Raw genomic sequence first — 26,650 nt, forward strand, 5'->3', positions numbered from 1 at the left:
GGCTTTTCGTATGTTGTTACTTGTTACTTGACCATCCATTGATAAAAATGAACGTCGTGCCACTCTCCGAATTTAAATCCCACCTCTTGAAACTTCCCTGCCAATGTAAACCCGAATTTCTCGTGCAGCTTCACACTGGCGTCATTGCCCCCTACGATTCCGCTCACGATCGTGTGGTATTCGAGTTGTCTGGCACGTTCCAGAATCGTCCTCATCAAGGTAGTGCCGACACCTTTCCCGCTTTGATCGGGGGCGATATAAATAGACAGTTCCGTTGAATTTTGATAGGCGGGCTTCTCACGGAAAACGGACAGACTGCAATATCCGATCACGTTCCCTTCGTATTCGGCGACGATGATCGGATGTCTGTCGCCGTGCTTGTGAAACCACACTTCGCGCTGGGCCAAGGTCTGTGGCTCCAAGTCAAATGTCGCAACCAGATTTTCAACCGCGTAGTTGTAAATAGCGAGCATTGCAGGTAGGTCACCCAGAACTGCGTCTCTGATTTGTAGCATGATATTCTCTCCTCATGTTGGTTGATAGGACTTGTTGAACGATTCGAACTACTTCTAGCGTGCGGCCTCGTAAACCTGCCGTAGGTTTGTAAATCCTTGGGATTCTGCTTTCACCAAATACTTCGCCCAGAGCGTACCAGCGGCAACAGCGTCACAGTAAGCGTGATGCCTGCGTGAAATCGGGATATCGTGTGCCGCACAGAGGGCGTCCAACGAGCCGTTGCCAATCGGATTGCTCAACAATCGGATGAGCAGCATCGTATCCAGCATGCGATGGGTAAACGGACGCCGGCTCGTTTTCCAAAGTCCAGATCGTAAAAATTCACGCTCATGGCGAGAGTGATGGGCGACGAGCGGACGATCTCCGACGAATTGAAAAAAACGGGACAAAGCCTCTAACAGCTCAGGGGCATCGCCAACCATGTTATCGGTAATCCCGGTGAGAGAACGGATGTGAGGAGGAATCGCCCGACCGGGATTGACCAGCGTATAAAAAGAATCGCCGAGGAGGAGGTGTTCTCCTTGCATGGCGACTGCTCCTATCGATATAATCGCGTCTCCGTGATCGGGATAAAAACCGGTCGTTTCCAGATCGACGACGACAACCTCCAAATCATGCAGAGGAATATCGGCACTGGAATCGACTGGTTTATTCGTTTTGGAGATGGAGCGCAAATAGGCGATGTGCTGTTTTTCATCTGCTGTATTTGGTATAGCCCGGCTCATATGCCAAATGCGACCGAATAAGTCCCATTTTGCCACGCAATCTCCTCCTATCCCCCAAAGACGGACGGGAGCTTTTCTGTCATTTTTTGCAGGCGGATCGCCAACTTCATTGATTGTCGTACCATCACTTGGGTGTCAGGAGAAAGCTCCCCTAGTTTGATATAGCTATTGCTTGTGTATTGCCCATCTTCCCAATGGAGAGGAGCGATCAGTCGCAAACCTTGAATTTGCCGGAAGTACGCGGCTACTTCGTCACAAAAGCTTTTGCTCCAGACCCCTTTTTCACCGAGTTGGTCGAGTCGCTCCAAGGTAGAACTGGCAAAGATGCCATGCGCCAAAGCGAAATGCCGTATGCAATTCACCAGTGGTAAATAGATGCCGTACTTCACATTAATGGCGCCCCGGAAGCGTCCATGGACTTCGGGTAAAACTCTGCCGAATATTCCGAGTGGCACCCGATAATGCAACGTATTGCTCACTAGTCGATTCAGTAAAAAGACGTTCCCTGCAAGCAATTGACGGAAGCGGTCATGGACGGGAGTAAAAATGGCCGATTCGCCCCATAAGACACGCACATCACTTGTGAGCAGTAAATAACGAGCGTTTTCCCAGGTGGGGTGAGAGACCCATCTGTCTATTTGGTCCAGCCATTGTTCGGTGCTGCCTCGCCATTTTGGGGAGAGGCAAGTGACATTCCCTTGGCAGGGAGGATAGCCGGCTACCTCCAGACCAGCAACGATTGTCGCCCCCAGCAATTGAAAGTAGCCATGTATCTTTTCTGTTTCCTGTTCGCACAGATGATCTGGCAGTTGATAGACGAGGCCGTTATCCTGATCGCTGATGAGTGCTTGCTCTGATCGGCCTCCACTGCCGAATTGCAGAAAGGCAAAGGGGACTGGAGGGGTACCCAAGCCCCTTTTGGCAAGGTCATTCACTGCGAGGAGTACCCCTTGTCGGATAAGATTGTCGTGAATCAGATTAACGACGATGGAAAAAGGGGCCAATTCGCCTGCGCGATTCAATGGGCGCAACGGAGAAGGGTCCAACAATTCTCGTCGCAATAAAGCCAGCTCGCCAAAGGAGTCAACATTCCGTATTTTTTCCACTTGTTCAGGTGAGAGAGTGAGAGGTGCTGCTTTGGGTAGATGTAGCCGGTCGTACGCGTTCGGGCTGGAGTAGTTCGGGATAGCCGTATCCCCCATGTTCGCTAAGGTCAAGACCAACCACCTCTTCCTCTTCAGTGACTCGCAGGCCAATGGTTACTTTTAACACATACAAAATGATGAAGGCTACTACGAAAACGTAGAGCGCGGAGCCAGCCAAGCCCAATGCCTGAACCCCTAACTGGTGCAGGCCGCCGCCATAAAACAGCCCAGGACCGCCTACGCCGACCTTTTCGGCAAGCTCCGGGGTAGCGAATAACCCAGTGGACAACGTTCCCCAAATACCAGCCACCCCATGCACGGAAAAAGCGAAGACAGGATCATCAATCCCTATGCGATCAAACCAAATGGATGTATAAAATGTAAGAATACCTGACACAGCGCCAATCACAACAGCTGCCCACGGATCGACGAAGGCGCAGGAGGCTGTAATCGCGACGAGAGCAGCGAGGACACCGTTGAGCATGCTTGGAATATCTGCTTTTCCCATGACGATCCAGGAGATAGCGAGAGCGGCGACAGCGCCTGCTGCGGTAGCGAGATTGGTTGTGACGGCGATATAGCCGAAAAATCCAGATGTACTGCCAAGTGTGGAACCGGCGTTAAAGCCGAACCAGCCGATCCAAAGAAACAGGACACCTAAGACAGAGTAGACTTGGTTGTGACCAGGAATCAGATTGGAGCTACCGTCGCGATTGTATTTCCCAATGCGAGGCTTCAAAAGGATCGTGGCGACGAGTGCAACGATGGCACCTTGGAGATGGACAACCGTAGAACCAGCGAAGTCTTGCATACCGAGCTGTGCCAACCAACCGCCGCCCCAAACCCAGTGACCGACGACAGGATAGATGAGGACAGTAAACAGTACGCTGAAAATAAAATAAATGGATAGCTTGGCACGTTCGGCAAAACCGCCCCAGGCGATTGCGAGTGAAACGGCTGCAAAAGCGAGCTGAAAGAGGAAGAGAATCGAGATAGGAACAGTTGCAGCGGAAAAAGCGGAGAAAGCGTCTTTTTGCATGCCGTCAAAAAAGAATCCAGAAAGTCCAACGAAAGAGTTGCCGTCTCCAAACGTCAGACCAAAGCCAAACGCCCAAAAGGCAATCGAGCAGATGCCGAAGGTAAGGACTGTTTTGCCTGCGACGTGACCAGCGTTTTTCATGCGAGTAGAGCCAGCTTCCAGTAGGGCAAATCCAACCTGCATGAGAATGACCAGAATGGCCGAGACCATGACCCATGTAGCGTCAATGGCAGACGAGAGACTTGCGACAGTAGGTTCCATCCATCCACCTCTTTTTTGTGTTAGATAAACTGACACTAATTTTATTTATGTCAGATTATATGACATAGAAATTTCGGTTGCAATTGTTTTTTTGCAAATAATGAGAAAATATCGATTACATGCATCACCAGAGCTTCGATACGGAATGATACAATAACTTCTGATGAAGGGGAAATGCGATCGAATCATTTACCTTACACAACGAAAGGAGACATATGTACACAATCAGCAGATTTTCTCAGCTTTGCAAAATGAGTCCGCGCATGTTGCGACACTATGACAAGGAAGAACTTTTGAAGCCCTTGCATGTCGATGAAACGAATGGATACAGATACTATGAAAAGAGTCAATTAGAAACCGCATTACTCATCAATAAGTTGAAAGAATATAGATTTTCTCTGCCGGAGATTAAAGCCATCCTTCAGAAATCAGACAGGAAATTTTTTATCGAATTCATCCACTCGAAAATAAATGAATTGTCCAATGAGGTGAATCGTTATAGACAGATCATTGCAGAAATGCAGGAGATGATTGAAAAAAAGGAAGATATCGTTAGAGGAAAGAGAAGAACGTACGATATATTGCTCGGAATGAGAAATGAAATAAGTATCATCAGTCAAAGCTTGCAAATTCATATGGCGGACATGGACAAGTACATTGATTCTATATACGCGAAGGCGGAAGAAAATCAAATTCAGTTACTTGGTGCTCCGTCTGTCTTGTTTTTAGATGAAGAATTCAATCCTGACAACAGTAATATTGAGTTGATGATCCCGATACTTCATGAGAACGGCTGCGGTACATCAAGCGAATGGCAAATCAAACAGCTACCCGAGCAGTTTGTTGCTACTACTTTGCATTTTGGAAGTTATGACGATATCGGATACGCGCATATGGCACTTGAAGAGTGGGCAGATAGCAACGGCTACAGTCTGAATGGTCTGCCTTACGAAACCTACTTGAAAGGCCCAGAATGTGACAGCCCTGCCCGTGAGTATGTGACACAGGTCAGTTTTCCTATCATGAAAAAAGCTAGACAATAACTGCTTGACCTTGACACTATGTCAAGGCTTACTCTACTTCTGCGGGAAAGCTACCAGAACATGAGGGGATAATGAAATGAAGAAGATAATGGTACAGTGCTCAGGGGTTGTCTTAACAGCTGGGATCTTAATGGGGTGTATGCCAAGTAAGGCCGAGGAGAGTCAAAACATGAAAAAACAATACATAGGCAAATACACCATGCCAGATGAAAAAAGCAAGCATGAAGGTACGTGGTTAATATGGCCGCATAACTTTGCGTATGGGAAAGGTTATCAAGAAGAGGTTGAGTCCATTTGGATCGAGATGACAGCTGCCTTAAGTGAAGGGGAAAATGTCCATATTGTCGCCTATGATGAATACGAGAAAAACTATATTTATGATCTTCTGTACGATGAAGGTATCCATATGGATAAAATCGACTTCTACATTGCTCCTACGGACGATGTATGGGCAAGAGATATTGCACCGATCTTTGTATATGACAAGGATAAGAACTTGAAAATGATGGACTGGGGATTTAATGGATGGGGGAAGAAAACGCCGTATAAAAAAGATGCATTACTTTCAAGCAAGCTAAGCAAGCAATCAGGAATGGAACGAATTGATTTGAATGAGCTTGTACTTGAAGGTGGAGCGTTTGAATTGGATGGGAATGGTACATTTTTATCGACACGCAGTGCTGTTACGAATAAGAATAGAAATCCCCAATTTTCAGAGGCAGATATTGAAAGGTATATGAAAGAATATCTTGGGGCGACGAATTTTATCTGGCTTGATGGTGTGCCAGGCCTGGATATTACAGATTTTCATATTGATGGTTTTGCCAAATTTCATGATAAATCAACGATTATTACGATGAATGAAAATGATTTAGAAGAATGGGGTGTCCCTAATAAGGATATCCAAACATTGCTGAATGCGAAGAATGCCTTGGGCAAGCCGTATAAGTACGTAAATTTACCAATCAGTAAGCACAATGTCATTTTAGAGAATGGAAAGGACTTGGGATACAAAGGCTCCTATGTGAATTTCTATATTGGGAATACCGTTGTCCTAGTGCCGAATTATCATGATCCGAATGATAAAATCGCAAACGAGATCATCCAAAAGCTATACCCTGATCGTGAAGTGATTGGCATTGATGTCAGAGAGCTTTATAAACATGGTGGGATGATTCATTGTGTGACACAACAACAGCCAGTTGAAGTGCAGTAAAAAAAGCCGGTGATTCCTTGATGGAGGAAAAACCGGCTTTTTGGTATCAAAAAGTTCCTTCGCATTACTCAAACAGAAGAGGATTGGTGATGTTCCGTTGCTTTTCGTTTTTCAATCAGGAAGCCTGCGAAGCTCATGACAGCAAGGAATAGTCCACTGACGAGGAAAAGCTTCTCGACGGGCCATTTGCCCATCCAGAGTGCACCGAGGCTACTGGATAATGTACAAAAGAAAGTGAACATGAGCATGTTAATCGCAAAAATTTTGCCTGTACTGTTGCTGGATGCTTTGATTTGAATGGCAGTCACAGTTGGGATACCAATGAGAGGGCCTCCAATCCCTGCAACGGCTGCTCCGAGGAAGGCAATCCAGTGAGCGGTGCCTCCTGCCGTAAGCAACAGGAATCCGATAGCCTGAAACACCCAACCAATTATAATCACAAACAAATAGCGAGTGTAGAACGAGCGAGCCATGTACAGACTTCCTAGCAAGTTCCCGATCCCGTAAAAGCCCAACAAGACAGCCAATGTACTTCCGTTTCCTTGCTCCATGAGTTCGGCCATAAACGGGAAGCCCACCGTGTAAGTAACCTGCCAGACGAGAAAGCCCATATTGCTAAAGAGAAGAATCAAGAACAGAGCACGATTTTGTTTTAGCTCCTGTAAACCTGAGGCAATATCCCGGGCGTACTGACTGGGTGTCATTTTCGTAGTAGATACTTGTTGTTGATCGGTCAACGAAATACGGATGGCGTAAAGGAACAAGACGGAAATCAAATAGCTGCCTGCGTTCACAAAAAACAAAGTAGACAGCGGCATAATCGAAGCGACCAGTCCAATCGACATTGGCGCAATAATCCGAATCGTTCGGAAAGTTGTATCCAAGATAGCATTTGCTCGCCCTAGCTGCTCTGGAGGAACCACTGATTTGAGTGCAACGGTTCGCGCAGGCTGAAACAGACTAGAGAACAACCCCAACAAGAATTGGGCCGCCAGAAAAAAAGCAAACTCTTCCACACCCATGTAGACCAGGATGCCAACCGTGATCGCGACAAGAATACGCGCAATATCCGCACCTACCATGAGCATTCGTGGGCTGTATCGGTCAGCCATAACCCCGCCAACGAGGTAAAACATGAGACCCGCCACCATTTCCGGGATTGCGAGCAGGCTGAGCACCGTACCCGATTTGGTTGCTTGGAGCAAATACCATAGTAAAGCGAAGCTGTAGCAATGATCTCCGATGCTTGCCGTCATTTGCGCAAGCCAAAGCTTGAGGAACGAACTATTTTTCCATAAAGATGGGGATGAATCCAAGTTGACCCTCTCCGTCCTGCTGACTGCGATAGAATGAATGTGACCATAGCGTAGCAAGGCGAAGAGGGAAAGTAAAGAACTCAAGCTTGAGAGGTTACATTTAATTTACCAGTCCTCAATACAAAGAGAAGATAGGCGATAAGAAAAGTGAAGGTGGCAAAGGTGCTGACCCCCGCGAATCCAAAAACAGGATACAAACTACCTGCTAATGAAGAGCCAATGAAAGTTCCGATGTACATACAGGCGTTGGCCAAGCTCGATATGGTACCGCGCGAGGTGTCGGACAATGATTGCAAGTACCCCATCAGGACAGGCACGAGTATACCGCCGAAGCAGTACATGAAGAAGAGGACAACCTGCAAAAAGCCGACTCCCGGTATGTAAGGCAAAACAAGATAGAGCAGGGCGCTGCCCATAAAGCCAACGGTCAAAATCGTATTTTTCTTCCAACGTTCGAGTAACCAACCGCTGAGTAAGCTGCCAACGGTGTTGCCAAGCCCGATAACTAAAGTAATCAAGCCGATTTGGGTAACGGATTGTTGATATTGATCGGCAAGCCATACGCCATAGAAGGAAAAGACTGCATAGACACCCGTCATGAAAACGAAATAGCCGATAAAGCTACGTGAAGCTTGAGGCAGTCGCAACAGATCCATGTACCGTGCAAAAATAGCCACCCGGGCGTTGTTTGTTCCAAGTCCGCCTATGGATGTAGGAGGCAATAAATCAGGAAGTTTTCGGATTATGAGTACAAAAGCTCCGAGAGAAGCAATTCCTACAGCCAAAAAAGGAAACGACCAATGGTAAGCGGACAAAAAACTGCCTATAGGTACACCGATCACTTGGGAAACCGAAAGACCTGCCATGACAATCCCCATCGCTTTTCCGATACGAGCAGGTGGAAACAAAACAGGAATGGCAGCCCACACTTGAGGACCGATAAAGGCAGAGAAGGTCCCGGCAAGAAAGCGAAAGAAGAGCATCGCGGTGAAACCAGGTGCAAAGGCGCAGGCAAGTGTGGAAAGTGCAAATCCGAGCATGCCGAATGCCATCACATGTTTCCTGTTTCGATTATCAGATAGCGGACCGGCGACTAAAGCGGCCAAAGCAAATCCGAGAGCATAAGTGCCGATCAGCCAGGCTGCCTGATGAGTGGATACGTGATATAACTCGCGCAAGGTTGGCAGTAGTGGGCTAATGATAAATGTATTCGTACCGATCAAAAACATGGTAAAGAAAAAGATCATCAAAAAAAGGCGCTCCATAAAAAATCTCTCCTCATTGTTTTATAATTCTATAGTTAAATAACTTTTGAACTAACGACCAAAAAAAGGATACCAATCACAAGGTATCTAAAAAGCCAGGCAATATTTGATCGAAGGTTTCTGTATAGATGCTCATGTACCGTGCTTGTCCATCCTTTCTGACTTTGATCAGTCCTGCCTCTCGAAGTGTTTTGAAATGATAGGAGGCATTGGACTTGGAAGTATCGCAGGTAAAGCCTACTGCTGTACAATTCAGCTCGTTGCCGGAATGATACAAGGTCTTTAAAATAGCAAGCCTTGTCTCGTCTGCCAACGCTTTAAAAATCTTGATTCGCTTTTCGGTGAGTTCGGGTTGTTCAATATTCATAGAACTATAATACTAAGGAAGGTTTATCCAAGCAACTATTTCATCCGCTTTTTTTATTTCTGATTTTGCATGTCCTGGTTATTTTGTTGGTGCTGCTGGGATGATCCCTGGTTGTCTTCAATATGCGTATCATCCGCAACTGTACTGCTGGTAAGGCCTGCAACCGCCAGGCCTTTTTGATTCAAGTTTTTGGCGCTTTTGAATTTGGACATGGTACAACCCCCTGTTCGATAATGGATGCTTCCTTAAGATGTCTTGTTTCGAAAGGGAGTAGTCATCCTCATTTTCCTAACTGAATGTTGAGGTATACTATAAAAAACGTGCGTTTGTCAGGAAGGATGGGAGCGGATGGCAGAGTGTGTCATGATCGTGGAGGGGAAGACAGACAAAGAACGCTTGCTTCGGGTGCTGGCTGAGCCTTGCACCATTCTTTGTACATACGGTTCCTACAGCTTGGAAAAAGGGGAGAAGTTGCTCGCCCAAGTAGAAGAAGCAGATGCAGATGAGGTATACCTATTTACCGATGAAGATGATAGCGGGAAAAAATTGCGAACGCATTTAAGTGAAGACTTTCCTGATGCGATCCATCTGCATACGCCTAAAATGTACAGAGAGGTTGCCGACACGCCTCTTTTCGTACTGGCAGAAATTCTGGAGCGAGCAGGCTTTGCGGTTATTGTGCCTCATCCTGATCTTGGAGAGCGATAAGGGGATAAAACACCGTTTCATCGGCTATAACAGTAGTAAATGGAATGGTGGAGGTGCGAAGCAATTGCGTAGTTTGATGACATTTTTTAATCGAATGAACATTATGGTGTGGCTGGTAGGTATCTTTGTTGCTCATGCCGCACTCTATCTGGTGCTGGGGACGGCGACGTGGCTGGCTACTTCTCTTTTGGCAACAGCGTTCTACGGCATTATTTTATTGGTAGGCAAATTAATTGCCAGCCGTTATCCAGACAAGGAAGAAAGCAGATGAAAGCCGGCGAGCAAGCAGCCGGCTTTTTTCGCATTACCAGCCCAAGAGCTGCATGAGTAAAATTAACCCACCCAAAACCCAGACGTAGATAGCGAAGCCCTTCATCGAGCCTGTACTGATGATGGTAAGCATCCAGCGAATGGCTACATATCCAGCTAGTCCGGCAAACATGGTGCCCACGAGCATCGGGATCAATAAGGCTGTTTCAAGCGGTGTTTCTACGAGCTTGGCTGTTTGCAAGACACAAGCACCCAGAATCGCGGGCAAGGATATTAAAAATGAAAAGCGCGCAGCGTCAGCACGGTCGATTCCGCGCAGGAGAGCACCGGCAATCGTCAGGCCTGAGCGGGAAATAGCAGGCAGGATCGCTGCACCTTGCAATGTTCCGATGATGAGGGCGTCCGTGTAGTTGATTTCCTCGAATCTCCGATTTCCACGGCGCATGGACTCCACTGCCCAGAGGATCGCACCTGTCGCAAGAAATTCCCACCCGATCGTAATGCCTGTCTGGGAGATTTCCTCAAAATAATCTTCAAAGGCGAGGCCGATCAATGCGGTAGGGATCGTGCCTACGACCAAAAGCTTTGTCAGCTTGCTCATCGGATTCATGATGATAAAGCGAACCTGTGGCCAAAAGACGATAACGACAGCGATCAGCGTACCGAAATGAAGCATCGTGTCAAATAAAAGGCCTACCTCCTGCATGCCAAACATTTTGCGAAACAGGACGAGATGACCCGTGCTTGATATCGGTAAAAATTCAGTCAAGCCTTGTACAATGCCGAGAAAAATATGTTCAAGCAACAACAACATAGGCAAGAGTCACTCCAGTCTTGAAAAAGTAGGGCCAAGCCAGTCTTACTGTCATATGTATGTCCGTGAATGGAAGACTTGCCTATTTCGTTACGCAGCGTTATTTTGTTAGAAAAAAGTTGTGGTATTTTCTTGCGGGGGATGGGTATAGTTAGTGTGCACAATGGTAGAGAGCGAGGAAAAAATAAATATGTACAAAAGACAAATGCGTGAAAAGCGTGAGCCCCAAATCATTCAGAACGGCAATTTGGCGGCAGGGATGACGCTTACCATGACGGTAGCGCGAAAAACGGAAATCGGCTATTTTTTGAGCGATGGAAAAGATGAAGTGTTTCTCCATGCCAATGAAGCGCACGAGCGTTTACATATCGATGATGAGGTCGAAGTGTTTTTGTACCATGATCACGAGAACCGACTGGCAGCGACCATGGACATGCCTCATGTCGGCATGGGTGAATACGGCTGGTTGGAAGTCGTAGACATTTCTCCGCGTATGGGTGTATTCCTGGACAACGGCATTAACAAAGATCTGCTCTTGTTCATCGATGACCTGCCCAAGCATACTGATGAATGGCCGCGTCCCAAGGATCAAATGCTAGTAGCGCTGAAGCAAGACAAGCTCGGCAGACTCTTGGCAAAGCCGGTCACTGAAAACGAAATCGTCAAGATCGCAGCAATGGCAGATCAGAGTATGAAAAACAAGGCTGTCGAAGGTACGGTATACAAAGTGATTCAAGCAGGTGCATTCCTGTTGACGGAGGACGAGCATATCCTTTTCATACATCGTGATGAAATGGTAGGACGTCTGCGCCTCGGACAAACTGTGCGCTGCCGAATTAGCTTTGTACGTGAGGATGGCCGTCTGAACGGTTCTATGAAAGAGCGCAAAGAAGTGCAGTATGGCGAAGATGCGGACAAGCTGCTGCGCTATATGATCAATCGTGATGGGGCCATGCCTTATACCGATTCGACAGAAGCAGAAGTCATCCGAGAAAAATTCCAAATGAGCAAGTCCAGCTTCAAGCGGGCACTCGGCAAACTGATGAAGGAACGCCGCGTGGAGCAAGTAGACGGCTGGACCAAAATGATTCGAAGCGAACAAGAAGAATAAACGAAGAAAACCCTCCTAGGCAAAAGAGCTTCCTGGCAACAGGAAACGAATGCTTGGGAGGGTTTTTGTTTGTTTTCTTACATCGTCGTTTGCACAGATTGTTTTTGCTTGCGAGCTTTGTAATACGACAAGGAAAAAACGAGCCCCAGCAAAATAAAACCGGCGATATCCGTTTCGATCCCAGGGATGACCGCGAGCACGCCACCTGCAACTGCGAGGATACGCTCCAAGATGTTTAGCTTGGACATCCAGTAGCCGATTAACCCTGCTCCCACCCCGATCATCCCAAGCGTTGAAGTAAGCATAACCCAAATCGATTCCAGCAAGGTGGTATTAATCAGTAGTAATGCTGGTGAAACGACGAAGATATAGGGAGCCATAAAGGCGGCAATCGATAACCGCGTGGATTCTACACCTGTTTTAATCGGCTTTGACTTGGCAATGCCTGATGCGGCAAAGGCAGCAAGCGCAACCGGCGGCGTGATGTCTGCAACGATGCCGAAGTAGAAAGTAAACATGTGCGCAGCGATAGCTGGTACACCCAATTGAATAAGCGCAGGGGCAGCGATGGTGGAAGTGATGATGTAGTTCGCTGTCGTAGGTGTTCCCATGCCCAAGATAAGCGATGCGATCATCGTGAAAAACATCGTAAGGAAAAGCTGACCGCCAGCCAGATCAATCAAACCGTTTGCCAGCTTCAATCCGATCCCAGTCAATGTAATCGTACCGACGATAATTCCGGCACACGCAGTTGCGGCCACGACACCGAGAGCCATTCTAGCACCTGAGGCAAGTGCTTCTAAAATATCAGCAATAGACATGCGGGTTTCTTTGCGGAAGGCGCCTACGATAATGGTGGAGACGATGCCGATAATCGCGGAGCGCTCGGCTGATATGTTCATCATCAAAGCGGTAATAATGATCACGATGGGGAGGAGCAAGTACATTTTTTTCAAAACTTCTTTTTTGTTCGGCAGTTCTTCCTTGGAGAGTCCGCGTAACCCGAGTCGCTTTGCTTCGAAATGCGTCATAATCCAGATGCCTACGAAAAATAAAATCGCAGGAAGAATCGCTGATTTGGCGATTTCCAAATAAGGAACGCCGATGAACTCCGCCATCAAAAAGGCCGCAGCCCCCATGACAGGCGGCATGATTTGTCCACCTGTAGAGGAAGAGGCTTCCACTGCCGCGGCAAATTCGGAACGATAGCCGAGCCGTTTCATCATTGGGATGGTAAAGGCGCCGGAGGTAACGACATTGGCAACGGAGCTGCCGCTAATCGTCCCTTGCAGGGCGCTGGAAAAAACGGCCACCTTGGCAGGGCCGCCGATTCGTCTGCCTGCAATGACCAGCGACAAATCGTTAAAGTACTCACCGACCCCTGTTTTTTCGAGAAACGCGCCAAACAGCACAAACAAAAAGATGAAGGTAGAGGAAACGGCGAGCGGAGTACCGAGAATACCTTCTAGTGTGTAGTAGCTGTGCCCAATAATCCGCTCGACATCACTACCGCGATGCTCTAAGAAGCCTGGCATGTAAGGACCGAAGTAGGTGTACAAAAGAAAAATAGTGGCGATGAGAGCGATTGGAATTCCGACCACTCGTCGTGCAGCCTCTAGGACGAGCACGATGGCAATACCGCCGACTACCATATCCATCGTGGTATAGTTACCTGTTCGGGTCACGAGTCCTTCGTAGTCAATGACCCAATACAGAGATACGAAGACCCCTAACAAGGCGAGAATCATGTTCGCGATTCCAATTTTGTTATGGTTGCCTTTGGATGTCCCCGCATATAACAAATAGACAAGTGCTAGTCCGAAGGCCAAGTGGATCGGACGATGAATCTGGGGAGGCAGCGTGAAGAAAAGCGTGCTGGATAATTGGTACAGGGAGAAGAGGACAAGTAGACCAAAAGAGATCCACTTCATGGGACCCGCGAGCTGGCGTGTGGCTGATTCCTTGTCGTATTGCGCGATCAGCTTATCCATCTCTTGCTGGTTCATATTCGTTGTTGTACTCATCTAGTAACCTCCTAACTCGCTCAGAATGGATCGCTTTTCTGCCTGAATCGTGATGGCTCCTCCCGGCTTGTCGATTAAGCTCAACGGAATATCCTGTCCAGCGAAAAGCAACGTATGATTAGCCCGTACTTGCCCGATAAATAGCCATAGGGCAGGAAAAGAGCGCTGCATATTGCGAATGTGGAATCGTCCATCGGCCAGAATTAGCTCCTCGCCAGGAGCCAATTCATTTTCCATACCGATACCGTAGTCGTGAAAGCTCATCTCTGACAAAATAATTTGACCGTCTACAATCCGGTATTGCTCTTCGATTGTGGAGCGATGAATGGAATGAGTCCAGCGGATGCCAAAAGCTGCTTCATTCTGTATGTTTGCACTCCAAACTACCTGATTCGACTGTGTATCCCGGATAACCAGAGTGGGAATCAGCGGAGTGGAGATGCCCGTATAAATGACAATGACGAGAAGAAAGAAGGAGAAAAGGCGGAACAACGTCCGCCCTCTTCCCTTTGTTACTGCCTGGATAAAAACCATCTGGCTTTACTTCACGCCTTTTTCGTCAAAGTACTTTTGGGCACCCGGGTGAACAGGGATGCTGACGCCGTTCTTCACGTTCTCCAGCTTGATTTCCTTGGCTTTGGCGTGACCGAGCTTGTCGCTGTTCTCAAAGATCGCCTTTGTTACTTTGTACACGAGGCCTTCACTAAGATCGGAGCGAATCAAAAGCATCGATTTGACGGAGACGGTGGTCACTTCATCTGGAACGGTTTGGTACGTATTGGCGGGGACGGTTGTTTTCACGTAGTAAGGGTATTTGGCGATAATTGCATCGATTTTGTCGGCATCAATGGGAATGATTTTTACGCCAGTTGTCGCTGCCAGCTCCGTAATTGCTGCGGTAGGCGTACCGGCAGTTTGGAAGGCAGCATCCAATTGACCGTCCTGAATGGCTTTGGCTGAGTCAGCGAAGGAGAGGCGCTGGAGCTTGGTGTCTTCAAAGGTCATGCCGTATGCTTCTAGAATTTGCTGAGCGTTCACTTCTGTGCCGCTTCCCGGAGCGCCTACGGATACGCGTTTATCTTTCAAATCGGCAACGCTTTTAATATTGCTGTCGGCAGAGACGACGATTTGGATGGTCTCATCGTAGAGAGCGCCCAAGGCTTGGAAGGAATCCATTTTACCATCTTGCTGGAACATGTTCGTTCCCTTTGACGCATACTCGGCAATGTCGTTTTGTGTGAAGGCGATGTCCGCCTTTTTATCACGAAGGAGGCGAATGTTTTCTGCTGAAGCGCCTGTGGCTTGTGCTGTAGCAGTGATGCCAGCGTTTTTCGTTATATGGTCAGCCATGCCGCCACCGAGTGGGAAATAAGTGCCGCCTGTACCGCCTGTTGCAATAATTAATTGGGCGGGATCGGCGCCTCCTCCACCTGTACTTCCTTGTGAAGAGTTGCCGCCACCACATGCCGTCATGAGCGACATGGACAGAAGCAGTGTGAGCGAGAGAAGAAAATGACGATTACTCAAGATAATTCCCCCTAGTCCGAATGTTCTGTTTTTGTAGCTTTCTTCGGCATTGTAAGGGGAGGTCTATAAAAAACTACAAAAATCTATAGAAAAATATAGTAAACTAAGAAATAAACGTAACGAATTTTTTGAACAACTTCTTATGAGGAAGTGCGGGCAACATTTTATGAGAGAGACCATTTCGATCCTGCTGCTTATGCTCATTGCTGTCCCGATTGCCGGGGAGCTCAAATTCCACCCGTTTCAAGATGATTTCCGCATTAGCTTTGGTACAACGGCTTTTTTCTTTTTTTTATTGTGGCTGCGTCCTTCTTTCTTGGCAGGGATAGTAACTGGATTAATTGTTGTTCTATTTAGAATAGTCTTAGATTTCTTGTATGGAGATGTCTTTTCGTTTCTGCCTTCTCTTCAGATGCATTTCCCCGCCTTTTGCTATTATGCTACCTTTGCTTGTCTATTCTCGCTCTTTCGCGTTAATACACTACATCATCGGCCGCTTTGGGTGGGACTGTTGGGGACGGTCTCAGAAATAGCTGCTAACTTGGTAGAGCTGTCCTTTCGTGCTGTATCCTGGGAAGGAGTCTATCAGCTGAAGGTCATAGGGCCGATTGCCGTCATTGCTTTGATACGCAGTTTTTTTGTCCTTAGTTTTTTCAATATGATTCAGCTGCGTCAGGCGAAATGGATGGAAAAACAACAGCGCAATCGAAACGAGCAGATGTTGATGCTCATTTCCAATTTGTACGAGGAATCTGTTCATCTAAAGAAGACATTGCATCAAGTTGAGGAAATCACGCGCAGCAGCTATGAGCTGTATCGCGAGATGAACGAGGTGGAGCACAAGGATGGGACCAGTAAGCGATATGCGAAGCGGCTGCTGTCCCTTGCCGGACAAGTGCATGAAGTGAAAAAGGACAATCAACGAATATATGCAGGCCTTTCCAAGCTGATTTCTGACGAGAACGAACGAGATTATATGCCCCTGGGAGAATTGATTGCCATTATCGTGCAGGCACAACGAAAGTACGCGAGACTGTTGGAGAAGGACATTCAGTTTGAAACGAATGTGGAGATGCCCTATCTCGCTTGCCACATTTACACGACACTCTCACTCATCAACAATCTGGTCGGCAACAGTGTTGAAGCAATCCGCGACCGGGGGATGGTCTCGATCGTTGCTTCGATTGACGAGAGTCAGGAGTGGATTCATTTTGATGTGACCGATGATGGGCCAGGCATTGTAGTGGAGGACAAGGAGCTCTTGTTCATGCCTGGATTCACGACCAAATACGACGTATCAGGCAGGCCTTCCACGGGGATAGGACTTTCATACGTAAAGGAAGTGACAGACAGTCTCCAAGGAAAGATTGATATAGCCGAGGTCTCGTGCGGACAAACCACACAATTTTGCATTCGCCTGCCAATCGCAACTCTGATTCAGAAAGGGTGACCTAATGCGCTACTTCATCGTGGACGACGATCCGGCGATTCGATTCATGCTCGCTCAGATCATTGAGGATGCTGATTTGGGAGAGATATGCGGGGAAGCAGAGGATGGCTCACAGATTGACCACGATTTTTTGAATTGGAAGCAAGTAGACATTTTGTTGATTGATCTTTTGATGCCGAATCGAGATGGCATTGAAACAGTGCGCCAACTGAGGCGTTTTACAGGCAAGATTGTCATGATCTCGCAAATCGAAACGAAGGAGATAATCGCTGAGGCGTATGCGACAGGGATCGAATACTACGTGACCAAACCTGTGAATCGGCGGGAGGTCATCAGTGTTCTGCAAAAGGTACGGGAACGCATATTGCTGCAGCAATCCATCGAGGGTATTCAGCAGTCACTTTCCGTCTTGTCCGGCAGTATGAACGTGACGGCAGCTCTTCCAAAAGAAGCAACGTATCCTGAAAAAGGCATCTTGTCTTCCGCACGGTTTCTCTTAACCGATCTGGGGATGATTAGCGAAAAAGGCAGCAAAGATTTACTCGACATGATGGAGTGGTTGTATCACTGGGAGAAGGAAAGGGATAAGGAAGTGAATCTCCCACCTTTACGCGATATTTTTGGGGCGATTGCTGCCCGCAAGCTGGGGAAGGGAGTGACTGTCCTGATCCAAAAGGAAACGAAGGCCGCTGAGCAACGGGTTCGCAGAGCCATTTATCAGGCATTAACCCATCTGGCTTCCCTCGGGCTAACCGATTACAGCAATCCCAAATTCGAGAGCTACGCGACCACATTCTTTGATTTTACCGAGGTGCGAAAACGCATGCTAGAGCTGGAGAATCAGATGGAAATGACGATCTCTTCTACTCGTATCAATACCAAAAAGTTTATTTTTGTACTCTATATGGAGTCAAAAAGACGAATTGGTGTATTTCAGGGCTGACTTTTGGAGTGGGCATCCAAATGTGATAAGATATTTTTATTGGTCATGAGCGAGGGCTTCGATGTAAGCTGATAAAAGCTTGGGAATGCCTCCGTTTACATTTGTTTTGGGAGGGAAATAAGTGAGCGAACTACGTAATCCATGGCAGCTACTTTACCGAGTTTATCGTCATGTACAACCTGTTCTGGAGCGAGAGTTTGCGGCCTGGTACAAAAAAGCACAGGCGATTCCCAATCCCGAGTTGAGAAAACAGGCACAAGACAGTATGGATTCCAAAAAGTTTCACTGCCAAGGGGGATGTGTTTATGCAGCACAGGTCATCCCGTATGTAGAAACAATTGTCCCGCTGATTGTCGCCTACCAAACGATCAGTGACTACTTGGATAATCTGTGTGATCGCAGCACGTCATTAGATCCGCAAGACTTCCGTCAGCTTCACGTGTCGATGCAGGATGCACTGACGCCGGGCGCTCCGTTGCGAGACTATTATTTGTACCGCGAGGATAAAGATGACGGCGGCTTTTTGGCTGGGCTGGTTCAGACATGTCAACAGCATGTCGCACAATTGCCAGCCTATGAAAAAATCCAGGCAAAGGTACTCGAGTTTTCTTGTTTGTATAGCGATTTGCAAGTATACAAGCACATTGCTCACCATTTGCGCGAGGATCACTTGTTGACGTGGTGGGATCAGTATAAGGAACGCTATCACGATTTGCACTGGCAAGAATTTGCGGCTGTCACAGGCTCGACTATCGGGATATTCGCTCTTTTTTGCTTGGCGACTGATCCAGATGTAGGGGAAGAGCAAATTCAAACGGTAAGTGAAGCTTACTTTCCATGGCTGTGCGGGTTACATATTTTATTAGACTATTTAATTGACCTGGAAGAAGATAAAATGGGTGGAGATTTAAATTTTGTGAGCTATTACGATTCGGAACGGATAGCGACTGAACGCTTGAAGCTTTTCATAGAACAAGCAAAGGCAAGCGTTAAACGCTTGCCAAATCCTGCATTTCACCGTATGATCGTGGACGGGCTAGTCGCGTTTTATCTCGCGGATCGCAAGGTGAATCGGAGCCAGCCACACATTTATACTATCGCTAGACAACTGCTGAAGCAGGCGAAGGGCTTGCCCTCTGTCCTGTTTTATGTGAACAGTTTACTTGTACGGCGATAACGGAGAAGAGGTTAGCGCATATGCTTGCGCTTGTACGAAAAGCCAAATCCCATCAACGAGAAGGCAACAACGATACAGCCAAGGATACCGAGGGGGCTTTTTTCCCCAATGGCAATGCCAACTCCGATGAGACAGGCGGTTACCAAAAATGCCAAAGCCAGTGTTACCAATTGATAACGATTCATCGGTCTGTAACCTCCTATCTGTCAATGTTCCCATTATACCTTATTTTCCGCGAAAAGCATCCAGGTAAAGATTTCGGAAATCCCGGTAATATATTTGTGCGAAGTGGTGGAGAACGCAGATGGAAAGCATAATACAAATTAGAAAAGGAAATCGAGTGATAGAAGGTCATGTTACCTATGAAGAAGGGGACTTGATCGAAGCCGTATTTCCCAGCCCATTGGATGTCACTGTAGGGGATCAGATCCCTTGTCTATTGACGGCTGATTATGAAACGATCAATACGTTTGAAGCCGTAGTCGTGGCTAAAGACAAAAATCGCTTGTTTTTGTTCCACTCTCCAACAGCTACTGAGTTTCGGGAACAGCGCAGACGCTATCCCCGTTTCGACATGGAGGTTAAGGGTTGGATTCAGTATCCGACGCAGGAGCCAGACTCATTTTTTTCCGTTTATAGTCAAATGGTGTACTTGGTGAATTTGAGCCTGGGAGGCTTGGCATTCCGCTCAGACAAACATATTCCTGCGGATCAGCAAATTGTTTTTTCCTTTGAATTGTATGGTCGCAATCGCCCAGATGGGGTAGTAAAAACTGACCTGGTTATCATTCATGAACGAATAGAGGGTCCGAACTATTTTTACGGCTGTACGATCAAAGGAATCAATGCACGTCATTTTCATAATTTGCGAAAGTACATTTTGCATCGACAAATCGAGGAACGAAGACAAGTGAAAATCGAGTAGGTCTTTTCGTGAATTGGTTCAATGGGGACCAATTTTTTTTTGCCTTTTTGGCTGGTGAGATTGGAGTGGCTGTAGGGGAGGGAAGAAGCGGATTTCCAGTCTGCACTTCGGCCTACGCCCTGCGGGGAGGCGGGGACTGTCCACTACGGAATGAATGTCGGGAGCGCTTCAAACGTTGAAGTTTCAAGGGAGTATATCATAAGTGAAGCTGAAAACCCCCGACATTCATTCCTTCGCTGGGTTGGGCTCCAGAGGCGCTTGGACTGGAAATCCGCTTCTTCCTACGCGGCTTCAGTCAACATTTGAAAAGGCATAAAAAAGGAACATAAGCGTACATTCGCGAAACACTGTCTAAAATGCTGCCTGGTTCCTACTGGACAAATCGCACAGGGAGGAAAACGTGAGATGTGGAAAAAATGGATGCTATGTGTGCTTACCTTGATCTTGAGTATGCCGGTTGTGGCCTGCGAGGCGAATCCTGCTCCAGAGTCGCAGCCAGCTCAACAAACACTTCCATATCGGATGGAGGTATTAGTTGATCAATTGGATGTGCCTTGGGCGATAGATATAGCCTCGGATGGTCGAATCTTTTTCACAGAGCGACCAGGAAGAGTGAGAGTGATCCAGTCAGGCAAGCTGCTGCCGGAGCCGCTCATCTCATTCCCTGCCCCGTTCATAAGCGAGGGAGAGGGCGGGCTGTTGGGCCTTGTGCTCGATCCTGATTTTGCGAATAACCACTACTTGTACGTTTACCATACTTACAAAGAGGGAGAGGCTACTTTCAATCGTGTCCTGCGACTGCGAGAAGCAAACAATACCGCACAGATTGACAAGGTACTCCTCGACAAAATCCCGGGAAGCTCGATCCACAACGGAGGACGGATCAAAATCGGTCCGGATCAGCATCTTTATATTACGACAGGCGATGCGCATGAGCCGATGATTGCACAAGATCGGGCAAGTCTCGCAGGAAAAATTTTGCGCATCAATCTGGATGGAACGATTCCTGCCGACAATCCTTTTTCCGGCTCACCTGTATACAGCTATGGACATCGCAATCCGCAAGGCATCGCATGGTATCCGGATACAGGGATACTCTATAGCTCGGAGCACGGCCAGACTGCACATGATGAGATCAATCGGATCGAGCCAGGCGCAAATTACGGCTGGCCGGTCATTTTCGGTGAACAGCAAAAAGAGGGGATGAAAACCCCCCTCCTGCAAAGCGGTGATACGACATGGGCTCCTTCTGGTATGACGTTTGTATCCAAAGGGCCTTGGAAAGGACAACTGCTCGTAGCGAACCTCAGGGGTGAGCAGCTTCAGAAAATTACCTTAGACGCTACTCGACCTGATACGGTATTGAAGGCTACTACTTTGTTCCAAGACGAGTTCGGACGGTTGCGCGATGTGGTCGAAGGAAAAGACGGCACACTCTATATGTTGACTAACAACCGCGATGGTCGTGGAAATCCGAGAGAAGGGGACGATAAAATTATCCGACTCGTTCCGATCCAGCATTAGCGGTAACAACAGCCACGTCTTTTGTTCTTTTCCCCCAAATCCATTGTTGTAAGAGAACAGCGCCTCCGCCAATCGAAGCGATTAACATTCCGACCCATAAAAAAGCAGTGTTTGGACCCCAGATGGTCATAATGACGCCACCGAGCAACGGAGCAATAATGAAAGTGGCGCTCGTCAATGAATCGATAATTCCCCTCACGCGGCCCAGTGCTTGTGGGGGGCTTTCTTTTTGGACTAGATAATTGGCGCCGACCGAAGTCAGACCAGTTCCGATTCCAGCCAATATAGCGGGAATCAGCAGCCAATACATGCCATCACCCGGCTGGAAAAATCCAATCCACGAAAAACTAATTCCGATGAGCAAAACGCCACCGCCCAGCACCCACCCGTAGGAACGAATTTCTTTTAAGCGATGTAGCCAGGTGACTGTAACAAGTGCGCCTAATCCAATGACACTGACTGTAAACCCGAGCATTTCCGGATTGTCAGGCAGCTTCTCGCGGAAGATCACAGGAAATTGTGTATCCGCCAATTGAATCGCCAATGAAGTAATAGTTGCGAAGATCGTGCTGAACAATAGGACACGGTTTTGCAAAAAGATCCGCCAGCCCTCTTGCCATGCTAGACGGTAAGGGAGAGGCTGCTCTTCTACGGAAGTACGTGACAACCTATTCTCCACTTTACGAATCGTGAACAGAAATCCAGTAGAGAGAAGGAATGTCGAAGCATTAATCATCAGACAAATCGCAGGTGCAAAAACGGCCGCTACCAATCCTCCGGCAAGTGGACCGATCAATTTCCCCATCTGGTATACGGCTCCATTCAAGGCAGAGGCTTGTAATAATTGATTCTCAGGTACGATTTGACGCGTCAAGGTCTGTTGCGCCGGATCATTGAAGACAGAGGCACCTGATCGCAGGGCAATGACCACTAGGAACCAGAGCGGAGTAGGCATGGCAAGCAGGAGCAGAGTAAGAGCAGCCTGAATGATATTCATGGTCATGATCATACGTACCTTGTTCACGCGGTCTGCAAGCACCCCGGCAAACTGCCCGAGCAAAATGCTTGGAGCCGCATAGGCAACCGGCAGGAGGGCCATCGTCATCGGATCAACCTTCCACACAAATCCCAACAGGATGGATACCGCAATAAAATCAAACCAATCGCCAAGCGTGGACAGTCCGTAAGAGATGAACAGTGTGCGAAACGTTCTATTTTCCTTTAACAAAGAAATCCCTCCATCGATCTGTTAACTCGATGATAAAAGGGATTTGTCAGAGGAATATCAGATAGTCGATGAGATGATGGCACGAATTTTTTTCTGCAAGTATTCGAACTTATACTCTTCGGATAATTCCGTCCAGATTTTCTGGTATTTGCGCTCCCATTCTGCATCATAGCCGAAGTTCCTGAAGAACAACAAAATACTTTGTATAGCATAAATCAGGTGAGGGACGAACTTGGTGGCACGGACGACTTCGATGCCTTCGTCGACCACGCGGCGAGCTTTGGTAATCTCCTGGCGATGGTACAAGCAAAGCCCGCGTGTAATGGTGAAGCTGCCGAGCTCACGCTGCATGGGGAGTGTCTGCAAGATGTCATTTGAGCGTTGAATCACTTCCTCCGCTTCATTTACCTGACCCATCAGTAGATACAGGAAGGCTTCTTCCGCTTGAAGAAAGAGTTGGAAACCAGGTGAATTGACTCGTTCGACAACCTCTCTAGCGGGTAACAGCTGTTTTTTGGCTCGCTCCCATTGCTTTGCGTGAGTGTATACACCGACTGCATTGATTTTCATCTCATCCTGAAAAGAAGTAGGCATGCTATCCAAATTTTTCATTGCCCATTCAAAAACTTCGAGTGTCTTTTGTGCGTCCAATTGTGTCATATAGTACAAATGGTACCAATAGAACAGTTTGTCTGACTTAGGTGTAGCTTGATCCTCGATAAACCAGCTGAAGTCACCGACAACAAACCGCAGATAGGTAGCGTAAAAAGAGTCCATCTGGAAGCCAAGCACTTGCTGATTCGCATAGAGTGTTTGCAAAGCGGCCCCCATACCCATGCCGTGGTAAGTGGTTAGCATCTTCTGGATGTTCGCGGAGAAATCGCTGTTTAAAGCCGCCGGACTCGGTAATTGTTGCTCTTTTAGCGTAACCCGATAGCCTACTCCTCGGACCGTATCAATCGTGAGCAGATGAGACCACTTTTGTAATTTTTTCCGCAAGCGGTAAATGTGATCGTCGACAGTACGGTCAGTAGGCTCTTCCAGCGGCCAGACGCGATCCAGGAGATCACTCCGTGAAAAGGCCCGGTTTTTCCACGTGTACAGAAATTGAAACAAAGCGTATTCCTTCGGCAAAAGGACAATCGTTTCCCCGGCATAATGGATTTGATACGTATCATCCGACCATGTGATCAATCCCATTTGAAAGACTCCTCGTTTATATTGAACTTCTTCATTTTATTGTAAAGGGTGCCGCGAGATACGCCGAGAAGCTCGGCTGCTGCCTTTTTGTTGCCGTATGTGCGCTCCAACGCTGCCAGAATGCGTTCTTTTTCGTTCGCAGGGGGAGAAGTGTACGCAATCGACGGACGTATGATTGACGGTGGTGTTGGAGTCGGCGGTGCATACGTTCCCCCAATCGGTGTGTGCACAGAGACGTGTGTGGGTTCTGCGTGGCTGCGAATGACAGACGGCAGATGCTCAGGCAAAATAACGCCGTTTTCTTGCAGGATCGACAGACGTTCGATGACGTTGCGAAGCTGTCGGATGTTCCCAGGCCAGTTGTATTCGTACAACGCTTGCATGACCTCTGGAGAGATGCGTGGTACAGAGTGGTCATGGGCCACGGAATACTCATGAATGAAAATTTGCACGAGTTCTGGCAAATCTTCGCGTCGCTCGCGCAGCGGCGGAATTTCCAGAGAAAAGACGTTCAGCCGATAATACAAATCCTCGCGAAAACGACCGTCTGTAACCATTTGCTCCAGCTGTCTGTTTGTCGCCGCTACGATCCGTGTGTTGACGGTGATCGGCTCTGTTCCGCCAACGCGGTAAAACTGCCGTTCCTGTAAGGCACGAAGAAGCTTGACCTGCAACTCTAGCGGCAGCTCCCCAATTTCATCGAGGAAAAGCGTCCCACCATGGGCCAGCTCCAGCTTGCCAGGCTTGCCTTTTTTCTCGGCTCCAGTAAAAGCACCGCCCTGATAACCAAACAGCTCACTTTCGAACAGAGCAGCAGGAATGGCACCGCAGTTGATCGCGATAAAAGGTTTCTCATGTCGGCGACTTGCCTGATGAATCGCTTTGGCAAACAGTTCTTTCCCAACGCCGCTTTCCCCATAAATCAGCACAGTCGCATCCGTCTGCGCCACTTTCTTTGCGGAACCAATAGCGGATTGAATCGAGGCGGAATGCCCCTTGATCGCATAAAAAGGATCGTCTGCTGCCTGAAACCGACTCATCTCTTGCTGCAAATTGTGGAGATGGGCGGTCGTATGTGCTAATTCTTCATTGAGACGAACCAGCTCAGTAATATCCTGTTCAATGGAAATCGCGCCGATAATTTCACCCTCGCGGCGAATCGGTGCCGCATTAATGAGTACATGACTATCAGGACGAGGAATATGATAGACACGTTGAACAGATGTCCCTTGACGCAGCGCATCGAGCAGGCGGATCGATTCACTAGCGAAGTGTTCATCGAGAGAAGTTCCGACGACTTGCTCGCGATTGATTTCATAGATAGTTTCTGCTGCCCGATTCCAGTGTTGGACAACGTTGCGGGAGTCCACGATAGTGACGGCCTCACTCATCGTATCCATCAAGGTACTGAGCAGGGCAGACTGGTTTTGGGTCAACACGACAAAGGCAGTCATGAGCTGGTATGGCTCAACCATTCCCGTCGCAGTCCCTTGTTCATCCACGATGACGAGTGTCGGCAGATCGGAAACGCCTGGGCCAGCGAGAATGTGGCTGATAGATTGTTCGAGCGTAGTTGTAGGAGAGACGATGACGACTCTGCCTTTTCGTTCCTTATCAACCCATTCACCTACAGATTCACCTGTGCGTATTTTGACAATATCCGGTGGAATCGGAATCGCAAAGGAAGAGAGTGTACTGTCCAGCGAAAATAACGGTTTCAAATTGTCACCTCTTATCCAAACTAACAGGAAAAGCGATCGTCCCTGTTGTACATCTAATCAGAAGTGTACAAGAATAGACACGCAATGTACATATGTGTTGAAAATGTCGTTTAGACATCACGATAGCGCTTACGAGAATAAGTTGGCACGGTTCATGCTAGTAGAAGTGGCAGAGTACGTTGAGGAGGAGACAGTCAACGATGGAACAAGCTATGAAGGATTTCTTTCTATTTTTATCCAAAAACAAAACCTTAAATTCTGCCGCGAAAAAGTGGGGTCTGCGCTTTGGAGCGAGTCGCTTTGTATCCGGTCAAACCATTGCGGAGGCAATTAGCGCCGTACGTAAGCTGAACCAGCAAGGCCTTGTGTGCACGCTGGATCATCTGGGCGAATTCGTGTTCAGCGTCGAGGAAGCAAACGAGTCTGCTGACTATTGCATCAAAACGTTGGAAGCGATTCACCAATCTAGTGTCGATTGTAATCTCTCGTTGAAAATGACTTCACTTGGTCTGGACATCAGCCGTGAGCTCTGCATGGACAACATGAGACGCATTTTGGATTCGGCTAAGAAAAACGGAAACATTTTCGTGCGTATCGACATGGAGGACTATGCACACAATCACGTGACCATGGAGATTCTGAACGAATTACTGCAAGAGTACGACAACGTTGGAACCGTTATTCAGGCGTATCTCTACAAAGCATCGGACGATATCGATAGTCTGAAGGACAAAAAAGTGAACTTCCGTCTCGTAAAAGGAGCTTACAAGGAGTCTCCTGAAGTCGCTTACCCGAACAAGCCAGATGTAGATGAGAACTACAAAAAAATCATCAAGCAGCATCTGTTGAACGGCGGGTACGCTGCTGTGGCAACGCATGATGACAGCATCATTGATTTTGTGAAAAAGCTGGAAAAGGAACACAATATCCCGCGCACACAGTTTGAATTCCAAATGTTGTATGGCATTCGCACACAGTCCCAAATTGACTTGGCTCGCGAAGGCTATAAAATGCGTGTTTATGTACCGTATGGAAACGACTGGTACGGATATTTCATGCGCCGTTTGGCAGAAAGTCCGGCAAACGTAAAATTTGTTCTCAAAGGGATGTTTACGAAATAAGTTTTGCGAAGTAT

The 26,650-nt window shown here is 47.6% G+C and carries 27 protein-coding genes; 11 read left to right on the forward strand and 16 right to left on the reverse strand.

Annotation, left to right across the window (positions count from 1 at the left end; translation table 11 throughout):
- Nucleotides 1–23: 23 nt before the first annotated feature.
- The 4 genes from ACQ5DJ_RS14455 to ACQ5DJ_RS14470 are packed head-to-tail and all read right to left on the reverse strand — an operon-like array spanning nucleotide 24 to nucleotide 3,686.
- A complete protein-coding gene (locus ACQ5DJ_RS14455; protein ID WP_429843076.1) occupies nucleotides 24–515 on the reverse strand; it encodes an N-acetyltransferase family protein in 492 nt (163 codons plus the stop codon).
- Between the two features lie 54 nt (nucleotides 516–569).
- A complete protein-coding gene (locus ACQ5DJ_RS14460) occupies nucleotides 570–1,277 on the reverse strand; it encodes an exonuclease domain-containing protein (protein WP_429843077.1) in 708 nt (235 codons plus the stop codon).
- Nucleotides 1,278–1,288: 11 nt separating this feature from the next.
- The gene (locus tag ACQ5DJ_RS14465) at nucleotides 1,289–2,458 is read right to left on the reverse strand and encodes a DUF294 nucleotidyltransferase-like domain-containing protein (protein ID WP_429843078.1); all 1,170 of its coding nucleotides are present in this window, start codon (nucleotides 2,456–2,458) and stop codon (nucleotides 1,289–1,291) included.
- Complete coding sequence (locus ACQ5DJ_RS14470; RefSeq protein WP_429843079.1) at nucleotides 2,352–3,686, reverse strand: ammonium transporter; 1,335 nt, start codon at nucleotides 3,684–3,686, stop codon at nucleotides 2,352–2,354. The genes ACQ5DJ_RS14465 and ACQ5DJ_RS14470 overlap by 107 nt, the downstream gene beginning before the upstream one ends.
- Before the next feature lie 215 nt (nucleotides 3,687–3,901).
- Here ACQ5DJ_RS14470 and ACQ5DJ_RS14475 point away from each other — a divergent pair, with 215 nt between their 5' ends.
- A complete protein-coding gene (locus ACQ5DJ_RS14475) occupies nucleotides 3,902–4,729 on the forward strand; it encodes a MerR family transcriptional regulator (protein ID WP_429843080.1) in 828 nt (275 codons plus the stop codon).
- Nucleotides 4,730–4,805: 76 nt separating this feature from the next.
- Nucleotides 4,806–5,945, forward strand: a complete 1,140-nt coding sequence (locus tag ACQ5DJ_RS14480; protein WP_429843081.1) for an agmatine deiminase family protein — start codon at nucleotides 4,806–4,808, stop codon at nucleotides 5,943–5,945.
- Between the two features lie 68 nt (nucleotides 5,946–6,013).
- Here the strand turns inward: ACQ5DJ_RS14480 and ACQ5DJ_RS14485 are convergent, their stop codons facing one another.
- The 4 genes from ACQ5DJ_RS14485 to ACQ5DJ_RS14500 all read right to left on the reverse strand — a co-directional run bounded on the left by ACQ5DJ_RS14485 (nucleotide 6,014) and on the right by ACQ5DJ_RS14500 (nucleotide 9,105).
- Nucleotides 6,014–7,261, reverse strand: coding sequence for an MFS transporter (locus ACQ5DJ_RS14485; protein WP_429843082.1), 1,248 nt, complete (start codon nucleotides 7,259–7,261; stop codon nucleotides 6,014–6,016).
- A gap of 80 nt (nucleotides 7,262–7,341) precedes the next feature.
- Entirely contained in the window at nucleotides 7,342–8,526 is a 1,185-nt protein-coding gene (locus ACQ5DJ_RS14490; RefSeq protein WP_429843083.1) for an MFS transporter, read from the reverse strand.
- Nucleotides 8,527–8,602: 76 nt separating this feature from the next.
- Nucleotides 8,603–8,893: an ArsR/SmtB family transcription factor gene (locus tag ACQ5DJ_RS14495; RefSeq protein WP_429843084.1), complete on the reverse strand. Its 291-nt coding sequence runs from the start codon at nucleotides 8,891–8,893 to the stop codon at nucleotides 8,603–8,605.
- A gap of 53 nt (nucleotides 8,894–8,946) precedes the next feature.
- Complete coding sequence (locus tag ACQ5DJ_RS14500; protein WP_186380463.1) at nucleotides 8,947–9,105, reverse strand: hypothetical protein; 159 nt, start codon at nucleotides 9,103–9,105, stop codon at nucleotides 8,947–8,949.
- Nucleotides 9,106–9,241: 136 nt separating this feature from the next.
- Between ACQ5DJ_RS14500 and ACQ5DJ_RS14505 the strand changes: the two genes are divergently transcribed.
- Entirely contained in the window at nucleotides 9,242–9,601 is a 360-nt protein-coding gene (locus ACQ5DJ_RS14505) for a toprim domain-containing protein (protein WP_429843085.1), read from the forward strand.
- 64 nt (nucleotides 9,602–9,665) lie between these two features.
- Nucleotides 9,666–9,872, forward strand: a complete 207-nt coding sequence (locus tag ACQ5DJ_RS14510) for a hypothetical protein (protein WP_017250027.1) — start codon at nucleotides 9,666–9,668, stop codon at nucleotides 9,870–9,872.
- Nucleotides 9,873–9,905: 33 nt separating this feature from the next.
- Here ACQ5DJ_RS14510 and ACQ5DJ_RS14515 read toward each other — a convergent pair whose 3' ends face one another.
- On the reverse strand, nucleotides 9,906–10,685 hold the full coding sequence (locus ACQ5DJ_RS14515; protein WP_429843086.1) for an undecaprenyl-diphosphate phosphatase: 780 nt from the start codon (nucleotides 10,683–10,685) through the stop codon (nucleotides 9,906–9,908).
- A 190-nt stretch (nucleotides 10,686–10,875) separates the two neighbouring features.
- On the opposite strand from ACQ5DJ_RS14515, the gene ACQ5DJ_RS14520 reads away from it, so the two are divergent.
- The gene (locus tag ACQ5DJ_RS14520; RefSeq protein ID WP_429843087.1) at nucleotides 10,876–11,796 is read left to right on the forward strand and encodes a CvfB family protein; all 921 of its coding nucleotides are present in this window, start codon (nucleotides 10,876–10,878) and stop codon (nucleotides 11,794–11,796) included.
- Nucleotides 11,797–11,873: 77 nt separating this feature from the next.
- Here the strand turns inward: ACQ5DJ_RS14520 and ACQ5DJ_RS14525 are convergent, their stop codons facing one another.
- Genes ACQ5DJ_RS14525 through ACQ5DJ_RS14535 form a run of 3 tightly spaced genes read right to left on the reverse strand, consistent with a single transcriptional unit; the run spans nucleotide 11,874 to nucleotide 15,347 of the window.
- Nucleotides 11,874–13,820, reverse strand: a complete 1,947-nt coding sequence (locus ACQ5DJ_RS14525; protein ID WP_429843088.1) for a TRAP transporter permease — start codon at nucleotides 13,818–13,820, stop codon at nucleotides 11,874–11,876.
- On the reverse strand, nucleotides 13,821–14,354 hold the full coding sequence (locus tag ACQ5DJ_RS14530; protein ID WP_429843089.1) for a DUF1850 domain-containing protein: 534 nt from the start codon (nucleotides 14,352–14,354) through the stop codon (nucleotides 13,821–13,823). It lies immediately after the preceding gene.
- 6 nt (nucleotides 14,355–14,360) lie between these two features.
- Nucleotides 14,361–15,347: a TAXI family TRAP transporter solute-binding subunit gene (locus ACQ5DJ_RS14535; RefSeq protein WP_429843090.1), complete on the reverse strand. Its 987-nt coding sequence runs from the start codon at nucleotides 15,345–15,347 to the stop codon at nucleotides 14,361–14,363.
- Between the two features lie 166 nt (nucleotides 15,348–15,513).
- Here ACQ5DJ_RS14535 and ACQ5DJ_RS14540 point away from each other — a divergent pair, with 166 nt between their 5' ends.
- From ACQ5DJ_RS14540 to ACQ5DJ_RS14550, 3 genes are all read left to right on the forward strand, one after another.
- The gene (locus tag ACQ5DJ_RS14540; RefSeq protein ID WP_429843091.1) at nucleotides 15,514–16,797 is read left to right on the forward strand and encodes an ATP-binding protein; all 1,284 of its coding nucleotides are present in this window, start codon (nucleotides 15,514–15,516) and stop codon (nucleotides 16,795–16,797) included.
- A gap of 4 nt (nucleotides 16,798–16,801) precedes the next feature.
- Entirely contained in the window at nucleotides 16,802–17,740 is a 939-nt protein-coding gene (locus ACQ5DJ_RS14545; RefSeq protein WP_429843092.1) for a response regulator, read from the forward strand.
- A 121-nt stretch (nucleotides 17,741–17,861) separates the two neighbouring features.
- The gene (locus ACQ5DJ_RS14550) at nucleotides 17,862–18,917 is read left to right on the forward strand and encodes a tetraprenyl-beta-curcumene synthase family protein (RefSeq protein ID WP_429843093.1); all 1,056 of its coding nucleotides are present in this window, start codon (nucleotides 17,862–17,864) and stop codon (nucleotides 18,915–18,917) included.
- Between the two features lie 11 nt (nucleotides 18,918–18,928).
- Here ACQ5DJ_RS14550 and ACQ5DJ_RS14555 read toward each other — a convergent pair whose 3' ends face one another.
- Complete coding sequence (locus ACQ5DJ_RS14555) at nucleotides 18,929–19,102, reverse strand: YlaF family protein (protein WP_007722723.1); 174 nt, start codon at nucleotides 19,100–19,102, stop codon at nucleotides 18,929–18,931.
- 119 nt (nucleotides 19,103–19,221) lie between these two features.
- On the opposite strand from ACQ5DJ_RS14555, the gene ACQ5DJ_RS14560 reads away from it, so the two are divergent.
- Both ACQ5DJ_RS14560 and ACQ5DJ_RS14565 read left to right on the forward strand, forming a co-directional pair.
- Nucleotides 19,222–19,842 (forward strand): PilZ domain-containing protein, encoded by a 621-nt coding sequence (locus ACQ5DJ_RS14560; protein WP_429843094.1) that lies wholly within the window; start codon nucleotides 19,222–19,224, stop codon nucleotides 19,840–19,842.
- A 405-nt stretch (nucleotides 19,843–20,247) separates the two neighbouring features.
- Nucleotides 20,248–21,366, forward strand: coding sequence for a PQQ-dependent sugar dehydrogenase (locus tag ACQ5DJ_RS14565; protein WP_429843095.1), 1,119 nt, complete (start codon nucleotides 20,248–20,250; stop codon nucleotides 21,364–21,366).
- Here the strand turns inward: ACQ5DJ_RS14565 and ACQ5DJ_RS14570 are convergent.
- From ACQ5DJ_RS14570 to ACQ5DJ_RS14580, 3 genes are read right to left on the reverse strand one after another with little or no spacing between them, the layout of a single operon-like run.
- On the reverse strand, nucleotides 21,338–22,594 hold the full coding sequence (locus ACQ5DJ_RS14570; protein ID WP_429843096.1) for an MFS transporter: 1,257 nt from the start codon (nucleotides 22,592–22,594) through the stop codon (nucleotides 21,338–21,340). The two genes, ACQ5DJ_RS14565 and ACQ5DJ_RS14570, sit on opposite strands and share 29 nt — an antisense overlap.
- Nucleotides 22,595–22,651: 57 nt before the next feature.
- A complete protein-coding gene (locus ACQ5DJ_RS14575; RefSeq protein ID WP_429843097.1) occupies nucleotides 22,652–23,794 on the reverse strand; it encodes a winged helix-turn-helix domain-containing protein in 1,143 nt (380 codons plus the stop codon).
- Nucleotides 23,785–25,515 carry a sigma-54 interaction domain-containing protein gene (locus tag ACQ5DJ_RS14580; protein WP_429843098.1) on the reverse strand — a complete coding sequence of 577 codons (1,731 nt, stop codon included), beginning with the start codon at nucleotides 25,513–25,515 and terminating at the stop codon, nucleotides 23,785–23,787. The genes ACQ5DJ_RS14575 and ACQ5DJ_RS14580 overlap by 10 nt, the downstream gene beginning before the upstream one ends.
- 200 nt (nucleotides 25,516–25,715) lie before the next feature.
- Here ACQ5DJ_RS14580 and ACQ5DJ_RS14585 point away from each other — a divergent pair, with 200 nt between their 5' ends.
- Nucleotides 25,716–26,636, forward strand: coding sequence for a proline dehydrogenase family protein (locus ACQ5DJ_RS14585; RefSeq protein WP_429811897.1), 921 nt, complete (start codon nucleotides 25,716–25,718; stop codon nucleotides 26,634–26,636).
- The last annotated feature ends 14 nt before the right edge of the window (nucleotides 26,637–26,650 follow it).

It is taken from the genome of Brevibacillus sp. FIR094, assembly GCF_050477165.1.
Lineage (GTDB): Bacteria > Bacillota > Bacilli > Brevibacillales > Brevibacillaceae > Brevibacillus.

What these genes read in the sequence shown, in the direction of transcription:
- ACQ5DJ_RS14455 (WP_429843076.1), bottom strand. Translation starts at nt 515, where the DNA reads ATGCTACAAATCAGAGACGCAGTTCTGGGTGACCTACCTGCAATGCTC.
- ACQ5DJ_RS14470 (WP_429843079.1), bottom strand. Translation starts at nt 3,686, where the DNA reads ATGGAACCTACTGTCGCAAGTCTCTCGTCTGCCATTGACGCTACATGG.
- ACQ5DJ_RS14475 (WP_429843080.1), top strand. Translation starts at nt 3,902, where the DNA reads ATGTACACAATCAGCAGATTTTCTCAGCTTTGCAAAATGAGTCCGCGC.
- ACQ5DJ_RS14480 (WP_429843081.1), top strand. Translation starts at nt 4,806, where the DNA reads ATGAAGAAGATAATGGTACAGTGCTCAGGGGTTGTCTTAACAGCTGGG.
- ACQ5DJ_RS14490 (WP_429843083.1), bottom strand. Translation starts at nt 8,526, where the DNA reads ATGGAGCGCCTTTTTTTGATGATCTTTTTCTTTACCATGTTTTTGATC.
- ACQ5DJ_RS14495 (WP_429843084.1), bottom strand. Translation starts at nt 8,893, where the DNA reads ATGAATATTGAACAACCCGAACTCACCGAAAAGCGAATCAAGATTTTT.
- ACQ5DJ_RS14500 (WP_186380463.1), bottom strand. Translation starts at nt 9,105, where the DNA reads ATGTCCAAATTCAAAAGCGCCAAAAACTTGAATCAAAAAGGCCTGGCG.
- ACQ5DJ_RS14505 (WP_429843085.1), top strand. Translation starts at nt 9,242, where the DNA reads ATGGCAGAGTGTGTCATGATCGTGGAGGGGAAGACAGACAAAGAACGC.
- ACQ5DJ_RS14515 (WP_429843086.1), bottom strand. Translation starts at nt 10,685, where the DNA reads ATGTTGTTGTTGCTTGAACATATTTTTCTCGGCATTGTACAAGGCTTG.
- ACQ5DJ_RS14520 (WP_429843087.1), top strand. Translation starts at nt 10,876, where the DNA reads ATGTACAAAAGACAAATGCGTGAAAAGCGTGAGCCCCAAATCATTCAG.
- ACQ5DJ_RS14525 (WP_429843088.1), bottom strand. Translation starts at nt 13,820, where the DNA reads ATGAGTACAACAACGAATATGAACCAGCAAGAGATGGATAAGCTGATC.
- ACQ5DJ_RS14530 (WP_429843089.1), bottom strand. Translation starts at nt 14,354, where the DNA reads ATGGTTTTTATCCAGGCAGTAACAAAGGGAAGAGGGCGGACGTTGTTC.
- ACQ5DJ_RS14540 (WP_429843091.1), top strand. Translation starts at nt 15,514, where the DNA reads ATGAGAGAGACCATTTCGATCCTGCTGCTTATGCTCATTGCTGTCCCG.
- ACQ5DJ_RS14545 (WP_429843092.1), top strand. Translation starts at nt 16,802, where the DNA reads ATGCGCTACTTCATCGTGGACGACGATCCGGCGATTCGATTCATGCTC.
- ACQ5DJ_RS14555 (WP_007722723.1), bottom strand. Translation starts at nt 19,102, where the DNA reads ATGAATCGTTATCAATTGGTAACACTGGCTTTGGCATTTTTGGTAACC.
- ACQ5DJ_RS14560 (WP_429843094.1), top strand. Translation starts at nt 19,222, where the DNA reads ATGGAAAGCATAATACAAATTAGAAAAGGAAATCGAGTGATAGAAGGT.
- ACQ5DJ_RS14565 (WP_429843095.1), top strand. Translation starts at nt 20,248, where the DNA reads ATGTGGAAAAAATGGATGCTATGTGTGCTTACCTTGATCTTGAGTATG.
- ACQ5DJ_RS14575 (WP_429843097.1), bottom strand. Translation starts at nt 23,794, where the DNA reads ATGGGATTGATCACATGGTCGGATGATACGTATCAAATCCATTATGCC.
- ACQ5DJ_RS14585 (WP_429811897.1), top strand. Translation starts at nt 25,716, where the DNA reads ATGGAACAAGCTATGAAGGATTTCTTTCTATTTTTATCCAAAAACAAA.